Origin of the sequence: Jeotgalicoccus psychrophilus DSM 19085, assembly GCF_000425845.1 — a bacterium.
Classification (GTDB): Bacteria; Bacillota; Bacilli; order Staphylococcales; family Salinicoccaceae; genus Jeotgalicoccus; species Jeotgalicoccus psychrophilus.
This window is the reverse complement of record NZ_KE384464.1, coordinates 250,619-273,004: the sequence shown is the minus strand read 5'-3', so window position 1 is coordinate 273,004 and position 22,386 is coordinate 250,619. Positions and strand designations below refer to the sequence as shown.

At 35.5% G+C, this 22,386-nt stretch carries 18 protein-coding genes; 3 read left to right on the top strand and 15 right to left on the bottom strand.

The window, feature by feature from the left end; genetic code table 11:
- Positions 1–117: 117 nt before the first annotated feature.
- From H625_RS0111645 to H625_RS0111635, 3 genes are all read right to left on the bottom strand, one after another.
- Positions 118–798: a hypothetical protein gene (locus H625_RS0111645; protein WP_026860072.1), complete on the bottom strand. Its 681-nt coding sequence runs from the start codon at positions 796–798 to the stop codon at positions 118–120.
- A 99-nt stretch (positions 799–897) separates the two neighbouring features.
- Positions 898–2,676: an SLC13 family permease gene (locus tag H625_RS0111640; RefSeq protein WP_026860071.1), complete on the bottom strand. Its 1,779-nt coding sequence runs from the start codon at positions 2,674–2,676 to the stop codon at positions 898–900.
- Between the two features lie 104 nt (positions 2,677–2,780).
- The gene (locus H625_RS0111635) at positions 2,781–3,578 is read right to left on the bottom strand and encodes a WecB/TagA/CpsF family glycosyltransferase (protein WP_026860070.1); all 798 of its coding nucleotides are present in this window, start codon (positions 3,576–3,578) and stop codon (positions 2,781–2,783) included.
- A gap of 97 nt (positions 3,579–3,675) precedes the next feature.
- Between H625_RS0111635 and H625_RS0111630 the strand changes: the two genes are divergently transcribed.
- Positions 3,676–4,386: a glycerophosphodiester phosphodiesterase gene (locus H625_RS0111630; RefSeq protein WP_035785885.1), complete on the top strand. Its 711-nt coding sequence runs from the start codon at positions 3,676–3,678 to the stop codon at positions 4,384–4,386.
- A 27-nt stretch (positions 4,387–4,413) separates the two neighbouring features.
- Here the strand turns inward: H625_RS0111630 and tagH are convergent, their stop codons facing one another.
- From tagH to H625_RS0111615, 3 genes are read right to left on the bottom strand one after another with little or no spacing between them, the layout of a single operon-like run.
- The gene (tagH, locus tag H625_RS14010; protein ID WP_035785882.1) at positions 4,414–5,775 is read right to left on the bottom strand and encodes a teichoic acids export ABC transporter ATP-binding subunit TagH; all 1,362 of its coding nucleotides are present in this window, start codon (positions 5,773–5,775) and stop codon (positions 4,414–4,416) included.
- Positions 5,776–5,787: 12 nt separating this feature from the next.
- Positions 5,788–6,609 carry an ABC transporter permease gene (locus H625_RS0111620; protein ID WP_026860068.1) on the bottom strand — a complete coding sequence of 274 codons (822 nt, stop codon included), beginning with the start codon at positions 6,607–6,609 and terminating at the stop codon, positions 5,788–5,790.
- A gap of 37 nt (positions 6,610–6,646) precedes the next feature.
- Positions 6,647–7,840, bottom strand: coding sequence for a CDP-glycerol glycerophosphotransferase family protein (locus H625_RS0111615; RefSeq protein ID WP_026860067.1), 1,194 nt, complete (start codon positions 7,838–7,840; stop codon positions 6,647–6,649).
- Between the two features lie 95 nt (positions 7,841–7,935).
- Between H625_RS0111615 and tagD the strand changes: the two genes are divergently transcribed.
- Positions 7,936–8,331, top strand: a complete 396-nt coding sequence (gene tagD, locus H625_RS0111610) for a glycerol-3-phosphate cytidylyltransferase (RefSeq protein WP_026860066.1) — start codon at positions 7,936–7,938, stop codon at positions 8,329–8,331.
- A complete protein-coding gene (locus tag H625_RS0111605) occupies positions 8,324–9,475 on the top strand; it encodes a CDP-glycerol glycerophosphotransferase family protein (protein WP_026860065.1) in 1,152 nt (383 codons plus the stop codon). The genes tagD and H625_RS0111605 overlap by 8 nt, the downstream gene beginning before the upstream one ends.
- A gap of 32 nt (positions 9,476–9,507) precedes the next feature.
- Here H625_RS0111605 and H625_RS0111600 read toward each other — a convergent pair whose 3' ends face one another.
- The 9 genes from H625_RS0111600 to H625_RS13125 all read right to left on the bottom strand — a co-directional run bounded on the left by H625_RS0111600 (position 9,508) and on the right by H625_RS13125 (position 22,385).
- Positions 9,508–12,159: a CDP-glycerol glycerophosphotransferase family protein gene (locus H625_RS0111600; RefSeq protein ID WP_051239084.1), complete on the bottom strand. Its 2,652-nt coding sequence runs from the start codon at positions 12,157–12,159 to the stop codon at positions 9,508–9,510.
- Positions 12,160–12,257: 98 nt separating this feature from the next.
- Positions 12,258–13,448 carry a glycosyltransferase family 4 protein gene (locus tag H625_RS0111595; RefSeq protein ID WP_026860063.1) on the bottom strand — a complete coding sequence of 397 codons (1,191 nt, stop codon included), beginning with the start codon at positions 13,446–13,448 and terminating at the stop codon, positions 12,258–12,260.
- 134 nt (positions 13,449–13,582) lie between these two features.
- Positions 13,583–14,368, bottom strand: coding sequence for an ATP-grasp domain-containing protein (locus H625_RS0111590; protein ID WP_026860062.1), 786 nt, complete (start codon positions 14,366–14,368; stop codon positions 13,583–13,585).
- Entirely contained in the window at positions 14,320–14,841 is a 522-nt protein-coding gene (locus H625_RS0111585; protein WP_026860061.1) for a hypothetical protein, read from the bottom strand. Before H625_RS0111585 ends, H625_RS0111590 begins: the two co-directional genes overlap by 49 nt.
- A 4-nt stretch (positions 14,842–14,845) precedes the next feature.
- Entirely contained in the window at positions 14,846–16,654 is a 1,809-nt protein-coding gene (locus H625_RS0111580) for a hypothetical protein (protein ID WP_026860060.1), read from the bottom strand.
- 16 nt (positions 16,655–16,670) lie between these two features.
- Entirely contained in the window at positions 16,671–18,467 is a 1,797-nt protein-coding gene (locus H625_RS0111575) for a hypothetical protein (protein WP_026860059.1), read from the bottom strand.
- 20 nt (positions 18,468–18,487) lie between these two features.
- Positions 18,488–19,396, bottom strand: coding sequence for an ABC transporter ATP-binding protein (locus tag H625_RS0111570; RefSeq protein ID WP_026860058.1), 909 nt, complete (start codon positions 19,394–19,396; stop codon positions 18,488–18,490).
- Positions 19,397–19,409: 13 nt separating this feature from the next.
- Entirely contained in the window at positions 19,410–20,699 is a 1,290-nt protein-coding gene (locus tag H625_RS0111565; protein ID WP_245573136.1) for a glycosyltransferase, read from the bottom strand.
- A 6-nt stretch (positions 20,700–20,705) separates the two neighbouring features.
- Positions 20,706–22,385, bottom strand: a complete 1,680-nt coding sequence (locus H625_RS13125; protein ID WP_051239083.1) for a heparinase II/III domain-containing protein — start codon at positions 22,383–22,385, stop codon at positions 20,706–20,708.
- Position 22,386: the final 1 nt, after the last annotated feature.

The window sequence follows — 22,386 nt, the reverse complement described above, 5'->3', positions numbered from 1 at the left end:
GACAAAATTAAAAGGCATGTCTCCTGTTCAATACAGGAAACATACCTTAAAATCAGCATAATACCAAATAGTCTAACTTTTGGGTATCACGTCATTACGGCGCTTTTATTAATTATATTATTTAGCAGTTATCAGTTCTTCATTTCTAACTCCGAGTTCTGCATTAACTTCTTTTACTTCGTCTAAATAGCGGTTGCTATTGGCAATATGAATATCCATAAATGCCTGATGCAAAACATCATCGCTGCCGAGCATAGACTTAAATTCAATTACCGCAAGTGAGCGATTCGATATCGCAAGGAGCAGATCGTCTTTTATTTCCTGAATCCGCAACTGTTCACCTGCCGGTAAATCATCAGGCACTGAAAGATTTTCAACTTCTTTTTCCAGCTTCACATAACTCTCATTTAAGTTCGTAATTTCATCAGCTGCATACTCCACTTCCAGCCCATCAAACTGATATGCATTATAAAGCGGAATAAAGTTATTATCCCAGACATCAAATATATCGTCATGGGTTTCATTAATTTGTACGAGAAGCGTTTCAAGTGCTGCACTATTTGACTGTTCAGCATCGCTTATATTGTTTTTCAGTATATTTTCAGTATCGTGATCGCCGGTGTTGGCTGTGCTGTTCGATAAATTATTTGCAGTATCTTCTGATGTCGTTATAACCAAGTTACTTGCAGTGAAATGTGTTTTAGCAACTGCCGATAAATCTTCTGCTTTAGAAAATTTTTCGTTTTGATTACATCCGATTAGAAATAATACAAATATTGATAATAATATTTGTCTCAAGTTAGGACCTCACAAACAATGACTTTTTCATTTCGTTCATAAAGTATTGTAACATAGTTGTAACCTTGTTGAAATATAATATTTAATTCCGTATTTTCATCAGAACCAGACAGCGTAAATTATTAGAGATGCAATGATCATGGTAATCATAGAAAGCGGTGCACCGACTTTTATATAGTCACTGAATTTATAACCACCAGGTCCGTATACAATCAGATTCGTCTGGTAACCGATTGGTGTCATAAAGCTCGCTGATGCAGCAATAGTAACAGTGACTATTAGACCCATATAATTTATATCCATCACATTAGCCACTTCAAGCGAGATTGGAAACATCAGCACAGCAGCTGCACTGTTTGTAATAATTTCAGTGAAAATATTAGTGACTATATAAATAATTATAATGACACCGAGTACTCCAAGCGGCGTGGCAAGTGATGTCAGACCGCCTGCTATATATTGCGCCAATCCGGACTCTGTCATCGCCGCACCGACAGCAAATGCACTGGCAATAAGCAGTATAACGTCAAACTGAACAAATTTCTTTATTTCATTTGGTGTAATGAATTTAAAAGCAATAAGCAGAACGACGAGAACCAGCATTGCTTCAAGCATTGAGAATAATCCAAGTGTTACCGCAAGAATCATAGAAATCAGGGCGATTAAGCTGACCCACCCTTTACGCATATCCTGATTTAAGTTTTCAGGCGGTGCTACGTCAGTGACAACATAAAAATCAGAAGAATATTTATGCTTATCAATAAATGCATTATCCGCAAGCAGTAAGAGAGTATCACCTGTTTTTAGAACGATGTCTCCCACCCTGCTTTTAATACGCTGGTTATTACGGTGAATAGCGATAACACCGGCATCGTAGCGCGTTTTAAAATTAGCCTGTTTCAATGTTTTATTAAGGAGAGCCGAATTATGTGAAACTACCGTTTCAACTAAATGACTGTCTTTATTACTTACATCATCCAGTGTGAGTTCGGAACCTGTTTTAATCGTTACACCTTTAAATTTCTGTATTTTCCCGATTGTATTTAATGAGCCGGAAAAAATAATATGATCTCCGTTCAGAACTTTAGTCTCACCCGTAACTGGATAAACTCTGCTACCATTACGTATAATTTCAATTATATATATTCCGTCCAGCACATCACGGCCAAGCTTGGTTACGCTTTGTCCTTCGTGTTCAAAATTCTTTTCAATAATTGCTTCTGCCAGAAACTCTTTAGTCTCCTGACTGATCTGCTCTTTTGCACCAAGATGTTCCGGCAGCAGCTTATATCCGATCGTCAGCAAGTATATAAGACCAGCGGCAGTAATCGGCAGCCCGACCACTGCCAGTGTAAAGAAGGAGAATCCTTCAAGTTCTGCACTAATCAGCAGACCGTGAACGACCAGCGTCGTAGACGTACCAATCATTGTAATCGTCCCGCCAAGAATTGTAATGTAAGATAAAGGAATTAAAAATTTTGATGGACTGTAGCCGTTATCTATCGCCCAGTCTCTAATTATCGGTGTCAGTGCAACGACTATCGGTGTGTTGTTAAGAAAACCCGACGCCAGTCCGACCGGAAGCATTACCTTTATCATACTTGTTTTTACACTCCGGGTTTTCCCAAGCAGTTTATAGACAACCAGCTCAATAATTCCGTGTTTCTGAATGGCGCCCGCTACGATAAACAGGAGCAGTACTGTCAACATTCCTTCGTTCGAAAAGCCGCTTAATGCCTGACCGCTGCTTATAACGCCGGTTATTAGAAATATCACCAGTACTAAAAAGATTAAAAAATCTGCACGAATAACCTCAAATGATAAACCTATTAACATTAATACGATGATGACTGCGACAAATATCATTTCTCCGGTCATTCAATCTCCCCCGCTGCATGGTGTTCTGAATCTTAAAAATATTTTACCATAAAAAAATATTTAACTATAGAAAAACAGGGCAGATTACTCTGCCCTGTTTTTCATCAGCGTATGCCGTCCCGGGTTGATCTTGATTTGGACTTGGAGAAACCAAGCCATTTCATAATTCTTTTAAGTACCGGCACATGCAGCAGCATGAATTCCAAAACTTTTAAATCCCGCTTCATTCTGTGAGGTTCTTTTATTAAACGGTACAGCCACTCGAGCTGCAGTTTAATCCATATCTCAGGTGCCCGTTTAATCTGTCCGCTCAGTACATCGAAACTGCCGCCGACCCCGATAAATATTCCTTTATCGAATTTGTCCATATAATGATGTATCCAGCCTTCCTGCCGTTTGGCACCAAGTGCAGCGAAGACAATATCCGGTTTTGTACCGGCTATATAATCTGCGATATCATCATCATATCTGTTAAAGTAGCCGTTCTTTCTGCCTGCTATTATCAGGCCGGGATAGTCCTTTTCGACAATTTCTGTTACTTTAATATTTACTTCTTCACTGGCTCCTAAGAAGAATACGCGTTTCTTATTATCAGACGCATATTTAAGCAGGTCGTACATCAAATCTACACCTGTGACTCGTTCTTTAATCGGATTATTGATAAGCTTCGATGCATTAACGACCCCGATACCGTCAGCAAGAACGTAATCTGCGCTTTTCACTATTGTTTTAAAGTCTGGATCATCCCGTGTTGCAATCACAACTTCCGGGTTTGCCGTGACGATAAAACATTTTTTCTCTTGTTCGATAGCTGGATAGACTATTTTATTTAAAAACGAATATCTGGATATATTGATAAAATCAATGTCCATCAGCTTAACAGTGTTATATTTTACCGTCACAGCGATTCTTCCTTTCTTACATCTTCTTAATAATTTATTTACTTTCAGATGTTACACTATGAATATTAAAGTCTAATTAAAATTGGAGTGAATTTATATGGTTACTGTGTTTGCACACCGCGGTGCTGAATCTGTTGCACCTGAAAACACTGAAATCGCCTTTAATACAGCGCTTGATTACGGCGCCCGTGCGATTGAACTGGATGTCCAGCTGACGAAAGACAGCGTACCTGTAATCGTTCATGATTACAAACTGAAACGTTATAATAAAGACGCAAAACTTGCAGTTAATCAATATACTTATGATGAACTGCAGTCTATAGATGTCGGTAAATATTTTGACGAGAAATTCGCAGGTGCTACAATACCTTCTTTAGAAAATGTGCTTCAGTTTATGCCTGATGATATTTTAATTAATATTGAAATTAAAAATTCTCCTGAGCGTCATATCGGTATAGAAAAGCATATCGCAGACCTTGTACTCAAGCATTATAATCTCGATAATATTATAGTCTCATCATTTGATCATACGGCTCTGCTCCGCATTGCAGAATGCAATCCAAATATTAAACTCGGATTCCTAATACATTATCCAATGATTAATGCCGGAAAGTATGTAAGCATGACAGGACTCAATGCTGTCAGTGTGCATCCGCATAAAAAAATTGCCAATGCTGCATTCATTGAAGAATGCCACAAATACGGTTTAAAAGTCTATCCATATACTGTGAAGAGTCAAAAAGAAGCCGACCGGCTGACAAGTCTTGGTGCCGATGGTTTCTTCACATCGTCAGAAACTTTGTATTAAACAAATTAAGAGGTGCACAAGCACCTCTTAATCATTTTGATCATCATTTAATTCTTCTATATCAGCTGCCACATTGTTGCTGTGTACCCATGCAGATTCATTTTCGCCTTCAATAATTCCTCTGTACCAGATATTATTGCCGACTAAAATTGTTTCATTCACATTAAAAGGTAATCCTTTATGTTGTTCAAGAGATTCATGAACATACTGGCGCTTACCGCCCCACGGTTCAGTCGATGCATAGCCGCGCCCTTTTAAGTAAAATGTTTTTTTGTCATTGTCCACAAGTGTATGAACATGCGCAGATGTTTCTATTCCTCTGATCCATCCGATAACACCATCTTCCCCGCTTGGTTTAGTACTCAGCAGGTAATAATTCTCAAACTGGTATGTCGCTTCTCTTTTTACGTAATATACTTTATTCTTTAAATGCTGAGCATCCGTTTTGCCATCTTCTTCATTCGGCGCTTTGTATACATACGTCGTATAGGCTTTTAAATGCACCAGTTTGCTGACCGGCCGCACCGAGTAGGTATGAGATGCCTCAAGTTCTTCATCGTCATCCAGTACCATTAAATCGCCAAGCTTTTTATATTTATTTTCGCTTGGATCTTTCGACATTATTTTAGTTCTGTATAAATCTCTTTCATCTTTTTGCATATTTTGCCATTTTAAAAGGAAAGCTTCATACAGCGGCAGTACATCTTTGACCTCGCCGAACGCTTTAACACGTCCAAATTCGAGCCACAGAATTTTATCGCAGAACGATTTCATTTGTCCAATAGAGTGGCTGACAAAAATCATCGTTTTTCCCTGGTCTTTAAATTCGAGCATTTTTTTCAGACTTTTATCTGCAAATGCTTTATCTCCGACCGACAGCGCCTCGTCTATAATTAAAATATCCGGATCCACTTTTACACTGATAGCAAAACCGAGTCTTGATTTCATTCCGCTTGAGTACGATTTAACCGGCTGATCGATAAAGTTTTCAAGTTCTGCAAACTCAATAATTTCAGGTTCGAGCGCTTTAATTTCATCCTTTGAAAATCCGAGCATTAAACACTTCAGCTCTATATTATCGCGCCCTGTTAAATCATCATTTAAACCTGCAGCGACTGCGATAAGCGCGGGCTGACCGTTTACCTGTACTTCCCCGCTGGTTTCAGGGACGATGCCTGCAATAATGTTCGACAGCGTCGACTTACCGGAACCGTTAATGCCGATAAAACCGACAACATCGCCTCTATCCGCCTCAAAATTCACACCGTTCAGCGCATAAAAGTCCTCACCATGCCCTTTAGGACTAATAAGATCAAGCATGCGCTCCTTCTGATTCTCGTAAAGTTTATATTTTTTCACGACATTTTTAGTAATAATAGCTTTTGTCATTTTTAAACCCCATTATAAGTAATCGATAAAATTACGTCTGAATTTAATATGCAGCACCGAACCGATAAACAGCATAACGAACATCAGTCCCCAGAAGTATAATGAATATTCCCACTGTGTAACAAGGAACCATTCTGTGCCAAAAAATGCAGCACGGTAACCCTCAATTAAATATACCAGCGGATTTAACTGCATAATCACCATCAGCGTTGGGAAACCCGACAGCATCGACAGCGGCCACAGCACGCCTGATAAATAAAGCAGCATGCGCAGCAGCGAGTTAAGCACTAAATGAACGTCCCGAATTAGCGTTGACAGTGTTGATGTAATCAAAGCAAACGAATATATCAGCACGTACGTTGCAAAAATAAAATACGGAATCTGAATAAAGTATACGCTGACATAGTAGCCTGCAAACTGGAACACGATAAAAGCGATAGTAAGCATAATTAAATGCGTATAAAACTTTGAAAATATCGGAATATTAGGTATTACACTTAACGGGAAATTCATTTTTGACAGCATCTTCAGTCTGGTATAAATCGATTTGGACGATTCTATACTTGCCTGATAGAAAAATGTCCAGACGACAAATCCTATAAACAGCCAGAAGAAGAACGGTACTTCCATACCACCCATTTCAATTGGTGCACGGGACCTTAATGTACCAAACACAAACCAGTATATAAGAATACTGATAACCGGAGTCAATACTTCCCACACTATGCCTAAATAATTATTCTGATTCTTACTTTTCACATCATAAACTGACAGGCGCCGCACTAAATAAAAGTGGGCAATTTGTTCCTGCAATACTTTCCACATGGATTTCATAAGTTACTCACAACCTCAAATTTTCATCAATGGTGAATTATACAATTTTACTTCTTAAATAACAAATAACTTCATCAGCAACACGCTGTGACGCTTTACCGTCTTCAAGTGCACCGAATCTGCTGCGGAATTCTGCAGTATTATATACTTCGTTAAAGTCTTCATTTTTCGTATTTTCAATTGCTGTAAGGAGCTCGTTTGTCGTAGTAACGAGCGGTCCCGGAGCTTTCTTTTCAAAATCAAAGTAAAACCCTCTGAGTTTGTCTCTATAATTATCGATATCATAAACGTAGAATATCATCGGTCTTTTTAAGTTTGCATAATCGAAAAATACTGATGAATAATCTGTAATCAGCATATCTGAAATGACATATAAATCCCTGATTTCTTCGTATTTCGAGTAATCATAAATAAAACCTTCATATTCGCTGATGTCAAGATTCTCACTGACCAGATAATGCATTCTCAAAATAATAATATATTCGTCAGACAATGCTTCGTACATTTCTTTCAAATCGAATTCCAGATTAAATTTATAGCGTCCTTTACCATGATAAGAATCATCTCGCCAGGTCGGGGCATATAAAATCACCTTCTTATCCTCAGGCAGATTCAAATCTTTTTTCAGGTTTTGAATCGCTTCATCATCGCTGTTAGTAAACAGGAAGTCGTTGCGGGGATATCCGGTTTCCAGCATGTGGTTCTCAAATTTAAACGCTCTTTTAAATATTTCAGTTGAATATTCATTCGGTGAGACTAAAAAATCCCACTTTGCAGATTCACGGGTGAAGTTGCGTTTGTAGCGTTCTGTGTCAGTGCCGGGCATATGGACTTCATCCATATCAACCGCAAGTTTTTTAAGCGGCGTGCCATGCCATGTCTGCAAATACGTCGTCCCTTTTGGCTTTGGAATCCAGAGCGGTAATCTGCTGTTTGAAATCCACAGTACCGCTTTATTCATATAAATCATCCAGCTGAGAGAAAATCTCTTTATATGAGGAATGTCGTAACGTTCAAACACATCAGTGTATCGCTTATCGACACTCCACATAAATCTGTATTCCGGGTAATGAATCGACATATATTCGTATAGTGCCCGAGGATTATCACTATACTGTTTTCCGAGGAAACTCTCAAAAATAATCAGCGAATTATCTTTATTAAAAGACTTTCCGCATATCCAGAATGCTATTTTATATAATTTTAATGCTAAATTTTTAATTTTTTTCATATCCACCACACCTGCAAAGTTTTCATAATTATCTTATGCTATAATTCATAATACTACAAAACACTTTAATAATGCTTTAACGGAGGCAAATTATCATGAAAAAAGTAATTACTTACGGAACATTCGACCTGCTTCATACAGGACACATAAATATACTGCGACGTGCGAAAGAACTTGGAGACTATTTAATCGTTGCTGTATCAACAGATGAGTTCAATACTCTTAAGCACAAAGAGGCTTACCATTCATTCGAAGAGCGCAAACAAATTCTCGAAGCAATTAAATATGTCGATGAAGTTATCGGCGAGAATGACTGGGACCAGAAAGTCGAAGACGTCAAAAAATACAGTGTCGATACTTTTGTAATGGGCAATGACTGGGAAGGTGAATTCGATTTTCTTAAAGAATATTGTGAAGTCGTTTATCTGCCGAGAACGAGCGGGGTTTCAACAACAAAAATTAAAGACGAGCTAAAGCAGAAAAATGATTAAAGAAGCAGCCATTGCTTTTTACCTTGCTGTGCTCAGCACTATCTTTAATATATTTAGTCTGATGCCGCTGAAAGACAAAACGATAATGCTGTCATCGTTCGGTGACAATATAGAATATGTCATTGATGAAGTAAAGAAACAGACCTCATCAGAAATTTACATATTAAAAGAACCCCGCTCACAAAAAACGTTTAACAATATCAAGGCAGATAATATCGTTGATTTTACTCCGCGCAAAGTTTTCTCTTTAATCAGGGGAATGTATCATCTCGCGACAGGTAAGTATATTTTTATCGATAACTATCACGTGGTACTCGCTGCCTGTAATTTCCGTGCCTCAGTAAAATGTACTCAATTATGGCATGCCAATGGTGCGGTGAAATATTTTGGATACAGAGATAAAACAATAAAAGACCGACGGAGCAGCACATATGACCGCTTTAAAAAAGTCTACAGCAGATTCCATTACTTTGCTGTCGGTTCGGATGAAATGGCTTATATATTTGGTGAAGCCTTTGAAGCAGATGACAGCCGCATGATCAAAACCGGTGTCCCGAGAACTGATTTCTTTTACAGTAGAGAGGCTGTTAACAACGCAGCAAAAAAAGTACATGCTGCGCTGCCAGAACTTACAGGTAAGAAAGTACTGCTCTATGCACCCACATTCAGAGATCATCAATTTGAACTGGCAGATGTAAATCTAAGTATTGATTTGATGAAAAAAAGTCTTGGCAGCGAGTATCATCTGCTGTTAAAACTTCATCCTGCCGTTAAACTGTCCGGCTTTAATAATGATGAGTTTGTCACTGACGTCTCAACAGGTTTTGAAATTAACTCGCTGCTGGTCTCTTCAGATATACTGATTACGGATTACTCGTCGATACCGTTTGAATTTTCAATTCTGAATAAGCCTATGATATTCTTCCCCTACGATTTAAAGGAGTATGAAAAAGAACGCGGTATCTGGTTTAACTATGAATCATATATGCCCGGTCCAATTGCGTACAGTACAGAAGATATTATTAAAGAGATACAGGAAAACAATTTCGATATCCAGAAAGTTACAGATTTTAATGACCAGTGGAATAAATACAGCAGCGGCCAGTCGAGCAGAGATTTAGTTAAGCATATATACGGAACGTAAAAAGAAACCATCCTAAGCCGGATGGTTTCTTTTTACTTATTAATTTTACTGTTAATTTTATCTTTAACACTGTCATATATCCGTGCTGAATTAGCATGATCCTGATATTTAAATATGCCTGAAATATCAGGCTGATCCGATTTAAAGTTCAGCTTAATCTGAGTTTCAATTAAATCGATTAAATCATCTTCGGTCCGCGCAATATCACCGATAAAAGTCTGGAATAACGGACGGAGTTTTCCCTGTCTGAAAAATTTTCTGACATCAAAGTGATAGTAAATAACGGGCTTATTCATCAGTGTAAAGTCAAAGCTCACACTCGAGTAATCCGTTATTAACAATGAATGCTCAATCAGGAGTTCCTGTACTGTCCGAGTGCCGAGCTGAATAAATTTAATATTATTGCTCGGGTTTAAAATTTCATCGTTAAAATACATCTGCGCTCTGTAATGCGGGTAAAAGTTCAGCTGTACGTCATTATCTTCCAAAATTTTAATTAGGCGTTCATTGTGAATCAGCCCATTGTAGTTATGGAAATATTTACTCGTCAGAAATGCCTCATCTGTATTAATCCAGTCACGCCAGGTCGGCATAAGCAGTATATCTTTTGTTTTGTTCCCCCGAGGCAATGAATCAAACCGGGCAAGCCCTGTAATTGCAACATCTTCATCATCGTATCCAAGTTTTTTCATTACAACGTCGTACTTCTCGGGTTCACTGCTGACTATAAATAAGTCGAACGGCAAATCGTAATATTTTTTATGATACTCCACCCTCTTACGGCCAAGCACACCATGCTGAAGGAATACTTTTACAGTGTCTTCGTAGTTGAAAAAACCGCGTGCAGGCTTGTAAGGTAGCAGATTTTCAAGATCATGTGTGCCGAGCAGAACACCTGCTTTAAATGCGATGTCGAAATGCTCTGCTGAACCAAATACCAATACGTGCGGATCCGATTTTATCTTGTAATAATCAGGCGCCCCGCTTTCGATAGTATAATACGCGTTTATGTCTGTCTGCTCGCGCAGATATTTGTAGAATGCATAACCGTTATCCTGTGCCGTATCGTAACGCTCTCCGACAAGCCAAATGTTATAATCCTTCTCAGTTGTATCACCGGGTATTTCTACTTCTTTCGGAATAGAGAATGTTTCTATTTTAAGGTTATCAAATGGTGTTGTTGTGATTAAGTGATAATGAACGCTGTCTTCCGAGTCCTTTTCAGAATAGCTGCCGTAATAATTATCTTTGTTATAGTCGGAGAACTTATATTTAATCTTTTCTTTCCGCACTATTTCTCCGTCTTTATGAACCATTGCAACAAACACATCTAATATTGTTTTATCTTTACTTTTAATTGAGATTAAATTTAAGTCGGCCAAATTTATAGTGAATTCGTCATCGACCCGAACCTGAATTGAATCTTTACTGTAACGATCTTCAAAAATTATATAGGTGTCACAGTCTATAAAGTTTTCTTCACCCTTTATGAAACCTTCAAAACTAAAACCTTCAATCTCGGTTATCTGTCTCCGCATACGGGGGCGGGTCACTTTAAAGCCAAGCGCCGTATCTTTTCTCTTATAAAACCAGAGTTTTATATTTTCGTGTTCGTAATTAAGAACGAGACGTTCACCGAAACCAAGCATATCTGCATGAGTCACATTAGGCTGTAGTGTAAGGGGCTCCTCTGAGGCCGTTATCAGCTTAAATTTTTTCCTTGAAAACTCATTAACCAGTACGCTTAGAGGAACGTATACTGCAAGTTCACCGGGAGCGGTTTTGTTTACTGCGAATGATTCTTCATCACCGGAAATTGTATCTACGGCAACAAATGTATCAATGTCAAAACTTTCATTGTACGACATTTTTATAAGTACATTGTCCCCTGATATTTCAGCTGCAACATTCGTTATTTCAATCTCATGGTTTTCAACATACGCATAAAGTTCATGATCCTCATTTAAAAACTTTAGATTATGTTCCTGGGTCGTTAAATTCACTTCATCTATATTGAGCTTGACCGGTGTCATTTCGAAACCTTTAACAACATAAACTGCTGCTCTGCCCATGGTAATATTTCTAAAATCCGAAGCAGCCATTACCGCCCTGCTGCCGGTGTTAGGTACTTCAACGATCTTATTGGCATAAAGCAGTGCTATATTGTAGCGTTCCATATTAATTTCAGCATCAAATTTTATCGATAAATTCTCATAGGAAACATTTATTTCCTCAGCATTGATATAAGATTGATTAAAAGTATATTCCGCTAAAAGATGCTCAAGAATTAAAGTACCGTTCACCAGAATATTATAATATTTTCCATCCTTAAAGAATGATGTTTTACTCTCAATATCCGTATTGGAATCAATAATCATATTTTTACCGTCAACAGAAATCTTAATAGAAGAATTCCCCGTTGTTTTTTTAAATGTACTGTCAGTAAGCTGTATCGACAGCATATTTTTTTCAATAGAGTACTCAAGTGTTTCAGTATACTCACCATTTGAGAGTGTAATATTCAGCTTGTTATTCAGGTTAAAATTATAAAAGTTTTTCAGTGTTAGATTGATGACTACGAATCCACTATGAAGCGTAATATCCTGTAACGTTACTTTTCTTATTAACCTTTTTCTCATACTGCGAGGTATTATTGTTTTTAATGTATTTAATATTGAATTCATTTTTAAACCCCTAAGAAAGATAATATTTATACTCAGTATATTCATTTTACATTAAAATATCTTTACTTAACATTAATAAAAGAGTTTAAGCTGGGATATTACCGCTTAAACTCTTTTTCGAATATAAAATGCTCTAATTTTTCAATATTTTCTTCCCACAGGAAATGTGATTTCAGAAGCTGTTTTGCATTATTTCTGAGTGTCGACTCCAGCTCGTTATCTTCCTTAACTTTTTTAATTGCATCTGCAAGCTCGTCAGATGTTGCTTTTTCTTTAGCATAGCCAACATGATATTCATTAATGAGCTCACTTGTATAGCCGCCAAGGTTCGTTACAACCGGAACACCTGAGGCAATCCCGTCAATCACCTTGCCGGGCAGTACATTGAGAAATACTTCGCTGTCTTTTAAAATAGACAGCTGAATATTTGAGTTGCGTATCTCAACCAGACATTCTTCTCTCGTTTTTTCTTCTTCGAAAGTAATATATTCAAAGTTATTATACTCAATATATGATTGGAATAAATGAGCGTTCATTCCATAACCGATGATTTTAAAGTTAATTTTATTTTCTTCAAGTTTGTGTGCCATTTCCTGAAGTTTTTCATAGCTTTGTGCAAAGCCAATATTACCGGTGTAAATAACCTGAAATTCATCAGGAACATCTTCAAACCCAATTTCTTTTTCAGTAAATGCATTCGGTAAAAATAATATAGGCTTCTTTTTTATCATCCGGTTTATGTATTTTCTAAACCCTTCATTGTTAATAACAATTTTATCCGATTGCTTGTAGAGCATTTTTTCCATGAATTTTAAGATCGGAAAGAATAAGTCGATATTCATTTTCTCAACATCACGGACACTGTCCGGCCAAAGGTCCCGCACTTCTAAAATACGCTGGACACCTTTACTTCTCTTTTGGAAAAAGGCAGCCCACGGAAGAAATATGTTAGGTGACGTGACATAAACAGCATCGTACATATGCTGATATTTTTTCACATACACTCGTACCTTGTAAGCAAGTTCAAAATAATATAATAAACGGAATGCCATCGATTTACTTTGCTTATCCGTTCTCATTTTAAGTCTCATTATATTTTTCGAATGATTTATCTGGTCATTGCTCCAGTATTTATCTTCATCATACATCTTTGCATTCGGGTACGATGGATTTGTCGTCAGCACTTCGACGTCATGTTTTTTAAACAGCTGGATATATAAGTTTTTTAATCTATTCGCACCGGAACCGATTTCCGGATAGAAATTTTGTGTGATTAATAATATTTTCATAAGTCACCTTAACTTTTACAAAGATAAAGGCCAAACAATTAAGTTCAGCCTTTCTTAAAACTGCTATATTTTTATGTAATAATTCATTATGATTCTATAATGATAACATAAACATTTATAAATTAAGATGCTGATTATACCTTATTTGAATATTGTCTCCTGAGCATTTCATGTTGGCGCTCAAAATATTTGAAATAATTCCTGATATATAAATCTGAATTCAAACTCTCTAAGTCATTTTTTTTGGATGAATAATTAAATAATCCAAACAGTTTTTTAGTTGTTTTTCTTTCGTGTGGATTAAGCGGCAGGTTATATATTAATTTATCTTTTGTATAAAAAGCCTCAATAAAATATTTAAATGGATTTTGAGGCTTGCCATAAGTAGGATAAGTCGTAAGCCCTAAAACTGGAAACGGGTTAATCTCTATAACACGGGGAGCAGTATCTTCAAAATCCCGAATCATTATATCAATACCTCCGCAAGACATATCAGGTAGAGCTGCCAATGAATTTAATGCCAGTTCTCTCGTTTCTTCAGAGACAGAGTCTGTTATTTCAACTACTTCTCCACCAAAAGATGTATTGGAAACCGATAAAAGTAAAACATAACTCTCTTTATTAGGTACACTTTTAAAAGTGTACCCTTCATTTCCGATAAAAGCTTTAACAGCATCTGATTTCTTAATTAAATTTTTACTTAAAAATCCGCAGGCTTGACGCGCTTTATTTTTTTCATCAATTAATTCTTCTATAGTTTTAATTCCATCACCTTTAACAAAAGCAGGTACCCTGGCGACGACAGATATTAAGTGGCCTTCCAAAATTGTTGCTCTTACTTCAAAACCATCCATAAAATCCTGAACCAGAATTAAGCCATCTTCTTCTGTACGGCCATTTTTTTCATTATCTTTACACACTGATTCCAGTGTTCATCAAAATTTTCTTTAGTAACGTTGACGAATACGCCTTTACCTAATGATAAATTTAAAGGCTTAATAACAATCCCTTTTTCTAATTCTTTATCTTTAAAAGCATTTAATTTTGCTTCTTCTCTATCGTCCATTTGATAGATTGCTGAATTCGTTGTAAGTAAGTTTGCTCCCTTTAAATGTTTCTCAGTTTTGAATTTATCTATCGCAATTTGTCTTCCCACTTTAGAGTTTGTAGGATAAATCGGGCTTTTTAATACATCTATATTCGTTCCATCTTCTCTTTTTAAAGTGATCGAACGATGCCCTTTTTTCAACTTCTTTACATAATGTTTATAATTATTTTCTTCTAAAAAATCAATATACTGCAATATCGTATTTCTCTGAATACCTATTGGATACTGATTCATTTCCGTATGCGGTTTATTGTCATAGATATACTTTAAATCGATGTTCTTCATTTTTTCACTCCATACACTCCACTGTGATTCTTCCGGCATCAAACCAGGATTTATTTTTAAAGTTTCTTGTATAGTGATATTCAACTGTCAAGTCATCTTCCGGAGACAGATTTATATCTATCCCGTCTGTCACTTCATTAATTGAATATCTGACATCATTAATTTTAATGAAAATATTTTTAACCGGGTGTTTATAGCCGCCTTTTATTTTAAGATATTTATTTTTATTACCGGTATTCTTTATTTGAAGTCCAACCCTATCATCGAAAAGATATGTATCTTCTGAAGGTTTAAAAAAAATTTTGTTATTTTCCAATTTCATATCTAAATTAGAAATACTAGTAAGTCTCAAGGATAAATTCTGCAGTTCTAAATTGTTTTTATTTTCAGCCTGTTCTTTTAACGTGCGGTATGTATTAGGTACAAAATATTGAATAATCGGCCATTTATAGTGAACTATATCTTCTAACAGCTCTTTATTTTTTCGCACATCAAAATCTGCACGCATTAATAAATCCAATACATATCTGTTATTTAAAAAGATAAATGTTTCACTTGTATGCTCAGTTTCCTGAGTGATATTTCCGTGCCAGTTTGCCATTCTGCTTTCCCAAAATAGCAGCAAAGGCAGATTATAATTGAATCGTTCAATTTCTTTAAACTTTGTTCTTTCAATAAAATTATTAAAATAAGCTTTTTTATCTTTCACCAATCTTTTAAAGTTAACAGTCTGCCATTTAGTACTTAATCTGAAAAGACGATTATAATTTAATGTGAAATCCATTTCTTCAGGATAAGGCATTTTCGCAATTTCATAAAGGGTCGATTTAACATGGATAGAGTTTTCTTCAAACTCCTTATACATTAAGTAACTTACATTTAAGGAGTGATTGGAAGAAATGCTGTTGCTCAGCTGTTCTTTAAAATTTTCATCCGGATAATAATTTTTCAAATCATATATGTGATGATTCAAGTTTAAATTATCACCAATTTTTTCTACATTATCTTTATCTTTTAAGTATATATTTTTTCGGACACCGTCTTTGATCCTGCTTAAATCAGCAATATATGTGAAGAAAGTAACTTTTTCAAGCATGGGTTTTACTAACGATAATGATACTCTTGAATCGTAACCGCCTGTAATTGAGAAATATAATTTTTTATCTGTATTATTAAGCCATTTTATCTGTTCATCAAAATTCATCATTAATTTTTGTAAGATTTCATCCTTATTCATAACTTCGTATGAGTGTCTCGGATAGATTCGTTCATACTCTCTATCTTTAAACGAGAATTTTAAATTCGGATTGAACTTATAAACATCTACTGTATTTGTATAATCAAGATAACCGTTATTAACGCCAAAATCTTCTAATTCGGTATTCCAGCCTATCTTAGCCGCTTCTTTAACCAGTATTTCATGAGACGCAAAAATAGACTTATTCCACTGGAATATCGGCCGTAATGCTGTAGCATCATTGTAAATTTCAGTGTCTATTCCGGTATTTGCTATAATGACATACCGGCCGTTCAAACAATCAAGTTTATCCAAGAACAGATTGTAATCCTGAAGATACAAGCCTGACAATTCTTCCAGTATTTCATTACATGAGCTTAATCCATTGTAAGTATCCAACACATAGCCGATTAAAATAAAATTAATATCATCTGTTCTATGTTCAGTAATATCCGTATCACTGCTGTAATATAAAAAGCCTTTGGATAGTTTGATGACTTTGGATGTAATAAGTTTATTCATTTCTATATTTTTATTTGAGATAATAAACGGATTCTTTAAAATATCTTTAGACATTTTTAATTCTCTCCTTTTACAAACTTTCGAATAAAAGCTCTCCGGCATCTTTCCAAGACGAGTTTATGAACAGTCTGTTGTACATCATTATGATAAATATCCCTTCCGGACCGACCTCAATTTCTATACCTTCATTCAATTTTAAGATGTCGTAAACGTTGTGTTCTTTATTTGAACGAATAATTACACGAATATTACCTTGTCCTTTAGGATTGGTGTAGGTACTTCTCAATAAATATTTTTTATTTTCTGTTGAGTCAAGTTTTATTGTAAACAGATCGTCAAAGCTGATTGGTGTTTTCTTTGGTTTTACCAAGAATTGATTATCTTTTACAACAAAAACTAAATTACTACTGCCTTTTATATTCAGGTTTTCACAGTAGAAATTGTTTTTAGTTTCCTGCTCGTAATAATTTAAATTATTATTTATACCAAAGTGCAGCAGCGCCGGCCAATAATTGTTAATAATTTTTTTGTACAATGTGTAATTTCTGCGCTCTGATATAGACGGCTGCTGAATATAATCAATTAATAATCTTGTGTTGGTAAATATAAATTCATCAGCTTGAGGATCAGTTTCCAGCGTTAAAGTACTGTGCCAGTTACCCATTCTGGATTCGAGATGAAATATATCAAAATAGTGTCTACCGCGTGTCACACCTTCTTCAACCAGATTTCTTTTATAATATTCATTAATCTCTTTATCAAAACTGTCGGAAGAAATAAGGGTGTCGGGGAGGCCGTGCAGACAACTGGTATAAAATTCAAAGTTCTCTTCTGAATTATCAAGATTCATTTTAAAATCAGCTTTACCCATGCCAAACACTGTAGATTTTACGTGAAGAGCATGCCGGTAATTTTTATGATTTTCATAATAGTTTCTCAGTCCAAATGAATGTTTTGAGTTAAAAAGCTCATTGTACTCCCTATACTGTTCTTTTGACACCTGATAGTTAAATATATTTATTATTTCATGCTTCCATCCGAGATTACTTTTCATCTGCCTTGTTATATCTTCGTCAATTTTATATATATTTTTGGCCATTTTAGTAGAAAGTTTCTTTTGGGGGGTCAAATAAGTTAAATACTCAATTCCCGGTACTCCTTTAGACAGACTTGCAGAAACCCTGGAATCTATTCCTCCAGTAATTGTCAGGAATTTTTCGTTCTTATTATTTTTTAACCAGTTAATTGATTCATCAAGATACGGGGTTATTTCTTTATAAATTTTTTCAGGAGTTTCTTCTGTTAAGTCAGTTCGAGGATATATACGCGTAAAAGTGAAATCATTCATATCCAGCATCAGACTGGGATTAAGCTTAAATACGTTATAAAATCTGGTGTAATCCAATTCTGTATGATGACTTAAATCTTCTCTTTGATTAATATCTGTCCCATTATCACTCAATAAATCGGCAAGCAGTTTATCATGTGAGGCAAGCGACCTGGTCTGTTTATGGTAAACAAGAGGCTGGAGCTGGGATGCATCTGAATACAGCTCCAGTTTTTCATCTTTGTGTTTGAAAATTACATAGCGTCCATTTATATAATCCAGTTCACTCACAATATCTTTTTGAGATAGCAGGTTTTCAAGGATATTTTTTTGAGATAAAAGACCATCTCTTATATCAAAGCAATATCCAATTAAAAGTAGATATCCGTCCTCATCTTCTGCATAATCAAATAGAATATCTGTTGATAAATAAAGGTTGTATTTTCCAATATTTATTACTGAGAAATCAGATAAACTTTCAGATATTTCTAAGGGTGAAATGATGTAAGATCCTGGATAATAAGTATTATTAAACTTCACAATTGTACCTCCTGCTTTTATCAAATAAGATTTAATTGCAATAAGAGACTGTAAACAAACACCCCTAATAAAGAAAGTATAGGAATATATTTATATAAAGGTCTGCGATATTTTTTTATTTTAATATCGCTGCTTCTCTCCTGCTGTTTTTCAATCATTTCTTTTTTATAATTCAATTGTTCTTCCTTGGTCATCGCTTTAAATTTATTTATGAATCGTGCATATTCGTTTGCAATAGGTACACACTTTCCAAAATCTTTTAATTCACCATAATGTATCCACATTGCTTTGTTGCACATCTTGCCTACCTGCTTGGCTGAATGTGAAACAAAAAAGATTGTTTTACCTTCTTTTTGAAATTGTTTTATTTTCTCAAGACATTTATTGGAGAAAGTTTCATCACCAACTGATAGAGCTTCATCAACGATAAGTACATCAGGGTCTGTATGAATTGCAATCGCAAAACCGAGACGGGATTTCATCCCGCTGGAATAAGATTTGATCGGCTGATTAATGAAGTCATCCAATTCACTGAATTCTAGAATATCGTCATAACGCTCTTTTATTTGCTGTTCAGAGAGACCGTGCATTAAACATTTCTTTTTGATATTCTCTACACCGGTTAACTCCTGATCTAAACCTGCATTAATCGCAATCATTGAGCTGGTTCCATTAATAGTAATTTTACCTTCACTGGGTACTGTCGCTTCTCCAAGCAAGTCAGATAATGTTGATTTACCAGATCCGTTCAATCCAACTATTCCCACTGAATCTCCCGGTTCCACTTCGAATGATATATCTCTCAATGCATAAAAAGGCTTTTCTTTATAAAAATATCCGAACGTAAATAGTGATAGTAATTTATCTTTACGGCTTCTGTTCATATCGTATATTTTAGAAACATTTTCGACTTTAACCTTATAAGTCATATTCAACCTTCTCTCAGTTACTCAATTCTTTATAAATATTAAGTAACTCTTCTTTTTCATTTTCCCAGTTATATTTAAACTTTGCACTTCTGCAGTTCATACTTAATTCATTTCTCAGTTCGGGATTATCAACTATTTTCTGAGTTGCTGCAGCAATACTTTCGGGTTTCTCTGTATCTACAATAAGCCCTATATTCTCTTCTTCAACCACACGCTTAATCTCAGGAAAGTCACAGCTGACAACAGGTACTTCTGCCATAATATACTCAAAAAGTTTATTGGAAGATGCAGAATAATGATTATAGCTTGTATTCTGCAGCACCTGGTAACCTATATAAGCTTGCTTAGTATACGATGGCAGATCCTCGAGAGGCACTTTTGGAAGAAACTTAACTTTATCTGTTAAATCTCTTTTAGAAGTTTCTTCCATTAAATCTGCTTTCAATTTTCCGTCACCAATAATAACAAGAACGCCGTTTTCGATACACTCCATTGAATTGATTAGTACATTAAGTCCTCTCCCAAATTGGACGCCGCCCTGATAAAGCAATATTTTTTTTGAACGGTCGATATCCAGCATCTCATATAAATCTACATCGGAAACTTTGTCTATTTCATAAAATTTCGAATAGTTATGGAGTGTCTTAGGTAAATATCCATATAATTCTTCATGCTTTTTTGCACGCGTTGCGTTTTCAACAATTGTTTCAGCCGCAAATTTTATTAAGTTTTTTTCTACTAGTTTTACAGTATCAGGATTATACCCTGTACGATCAGTCTGGACCTCATGAGAGTCATATACGAGTTGACTGTCGTGCAGTATTGTGCAGATTACTCCCTGAGCAAGTGTATTCAAATCATTGGAGTGATAAATATCTGCTTTCAGCTGAATACCTTTTAGAATCATTCTTAAACTTCGAATGAGCTTAACTGTATTTTGTCTCAATGAATTATTTTTTAAAATAACTCCTGTTGCAATTAAAGTACTTAACATCAGCACCAGGCTACTCTTTGAATATTTATATAAAAGAGGTGACATTAAAGCTGTCGCTCCTGCTGTTATTGCCGTCACTCTTTTTTTACGCTTGAAGTAATACTCAAGTGTTTTTGGATACATTGGTACACGATGCACTTTAAAGTTCTGATTAATTTCTTCATATGGAATAGCTTCGGGAATTTTTTTATTTGCAATGCCAATTAAATTTACATCATATCCATTTTGGCTCAATGTAAGACACTCTCTCATCACCCGTGCGTCGTTCGTAAAATGATTCCATACAAACATCGTGACTTTCTTCATCATTATCACCTATATATTTATAAAAATCTCTTCACCATTTACAGATATTTTTAATGCAGATTCGTCTATGTCTGTCATCTGTATATTTAGAGAGTCATCCATACTGATTACTGTTTTAAAAACATAACTATTGCTGTTATTTACTGCTGCAGAAAACCTGAGCTGTTTGGTTTCAGCAGCTTTTCCATAACCTGTTGTCACGATGGCCTGAACCGGCTCTGTCTGAGATGATGTTATATCCACTTTCTCTTTAACATCGCCTATCTGTGTAAAGGTTACTCTGTTTCCCGATTTTGTCAGAATCCCGGCAAAATCATTTCTGTATTCTTCTATTTTTGATTTTGGAGATAAATTGAAATTTTGATAAACTGTTTCTTCAACGCCGCTGGAAGCTTTATCCAGCAGAATAACAACCGGATATTTTCTTAAGACAATGATAAGACGGGATACTTGTGAGTTTTCAAAACTCTCATTAATTCCCTGGACCAGCGTATAATTTTCATTTTCGAAATATTTATCTGTCCGTACTTTTCGGGTAAACCTGTTTTCTTTTACAAGTTTGTAATCTTCTTTTTTAAAAAGTAATGTACTGTGCGCCTCTGGTGACATGACGTATCTTCTTCTTATATCTTTACCATAATTAAACTTCCCTGAATCCACTAATATATCATCGTCTGCATAAAACAGAGTCAGACTTAAATCGTCCCTGTGTTTATGAGTAACTGATGAATATCCGGATATAAATGATAAGTAGAATTTACTTTTTTCATCTTTTTGAATTATTGTCAGTCCTAATTCAGAATCAGAAAAATTTCTGTATTTCTTAACTCTGCCCAGCGCACTGTTTCCTGAATCACCAAGTGCAGGAATCCGTTTATCAGGTCTTGCAACAACCGGTAAGAAGTCCAGAGCCAGCTCAAGATACTGATTGATTGTATCTCCAAATGTCTGATTATGTTTTTTTAAATATTCTTCAATCTCAAGATACATCTTCAAAACCATACGATGGTAGTCTGGAGAGTTCTCTAGGTGACTTCCCTGGCTGCTGAATGAATACCAGAAAGTTTCTATTGATCTGCGGTAACCTGTACTGAATAAATCATAATCATCCAGTATGTTGCCGAGTATCATTAATGAACGGTCCATCATTAATGCATGGTTATTATAATTATAATGGCTGTCATCCATTAGAAACTCTCCGTGTTTCCTGAGCACTTTATAATACTTTTTCTCATTAATATTCAATTTGTTTTTAGCCAGATACAAGAAATGAATAATATTCTGCACCCGGTTCGCTACCGGATGATCGTACCAGAGCATTTCACTTTGAGGTTTGGAGTCCATGAATTTTATCCAGGATTCGATAAACACTTCTGCTTTCTTTAAATATTTAATATCTTCATTTTTTTCATACTGTAACAGCAGACTGCTCACAAATCTCAGTGAGTGAATATAAAGCTGATAACTTTTGCCATACTTATCATTTTCAGCATTCCAATCGTGCACTTTATTAAAGTCTGCAGCTTCAAAATTAGGAAATGGAATAATAAGATTATCCAATGCAGATTCTGCGATTTTATTAGTTCGTTTATCGTATTTAATAAGCTTTATAAAATCATGTTCTTCAATATTATCTACAAATTTAAATTTATTATTTTTGCGCTTAAATATATCAAGTCTACCCGGCATC

Bases quoted from the DNA above. Each gene is read 5' to 3' on its own strand.
- H625_RS13125 (WP_051239083.1), bottom strand. From the start codon at position 22,385: ATGCCGGGTAGACTTGATATATTTAAGCGCAAAAATAATAAATTTAAA.
- H625_RS0111640 (WP_026860071.1), bottom strand. From the start codon at position 2,676: ATGACCGGAGAAATGATATTTGTCGCAGTCATCATCGTATTAATGTTA.
- H625_RS0111570 (WP_026860058.1), bottom strand. From the start codon at position 19,396: ATGACTTATAAGGTTAAAGTCGAAAATGTTTCTAAAATATACGATATG.
- H625_RS0111585 (WP_026860061.1), bottom strand. From the start codon at position 14,841: ATGAAGAACATCGATTTAAAGTATATCTATGACAATAAACCGCATACG.
- H625_RS0111600 (WP_051239084.1), bottom strand. From the start codon at position 12,159: ATGAATTCAATATTAAATACATTAAAAACAATAATACCTCGCAGTATG.
- H625_RS0111580 (WP_026860060.1), bottom strand. From the start codon at position 16,654: ATGTCTAAAGATATTTTAAAGAATCCGTTTATTATCTCAAATAAAAAT.
- H625_RS0111565 (WP_245573136.1), bottom strand. From the start codon at position 20,699: ATGATGAAGAAAGTCACGATGTTTGTATGGAATCATTTTACGAACGAC.
- H625_RS0111595 (WP_026860063.1), bottom strand. From the start codon at position 13,448: ATGAAAATATTATTAATCACACAAAATTTCTATCCGGAAATCGGTTCC.
- H625_RS0111615 (WP_026860067.1), bottom strand. From the start codon at position 7,840: ATGAAAAAAATTAAAAATTTAGCATTAAAATTATATAAAATAGCATTC.
- H625_RS0111620 (WP_026860068.1), bottom strand. From the start codon at position 6,609: ATGAAATCCATGTGGAAAGTATTGCAGGAACAAATTGCCCACTTTTAT.
- tagD (WP_026860066.1), top strand. From the start codon at position 7,936: ATGAAAAAAGTAATTACTTACGGAACATTCGACCTGCTTCATACAGGA.
- H625_RS0111630 (WP_035785885.1), top strand. From the start codon at position 3,676: ATGGTTACTGTGTTTGCACACCGCGGTGCTGAATCTGTTGCACCTGAA.
- tagH (WP_035785882.1), bottom strand. From the start codon at position 5,775: ATGACAAAAGCTATTATTACTAAAAATGTCGTGAAAAAATATAAACTT.
- H625_RS0111605 (WP_026860065.1), top strand. From the start codon at position 8,324: ATGATTAAAGAAGCAGCCATTGCTTTTTACCTTGCTGTGCTCAGCACT.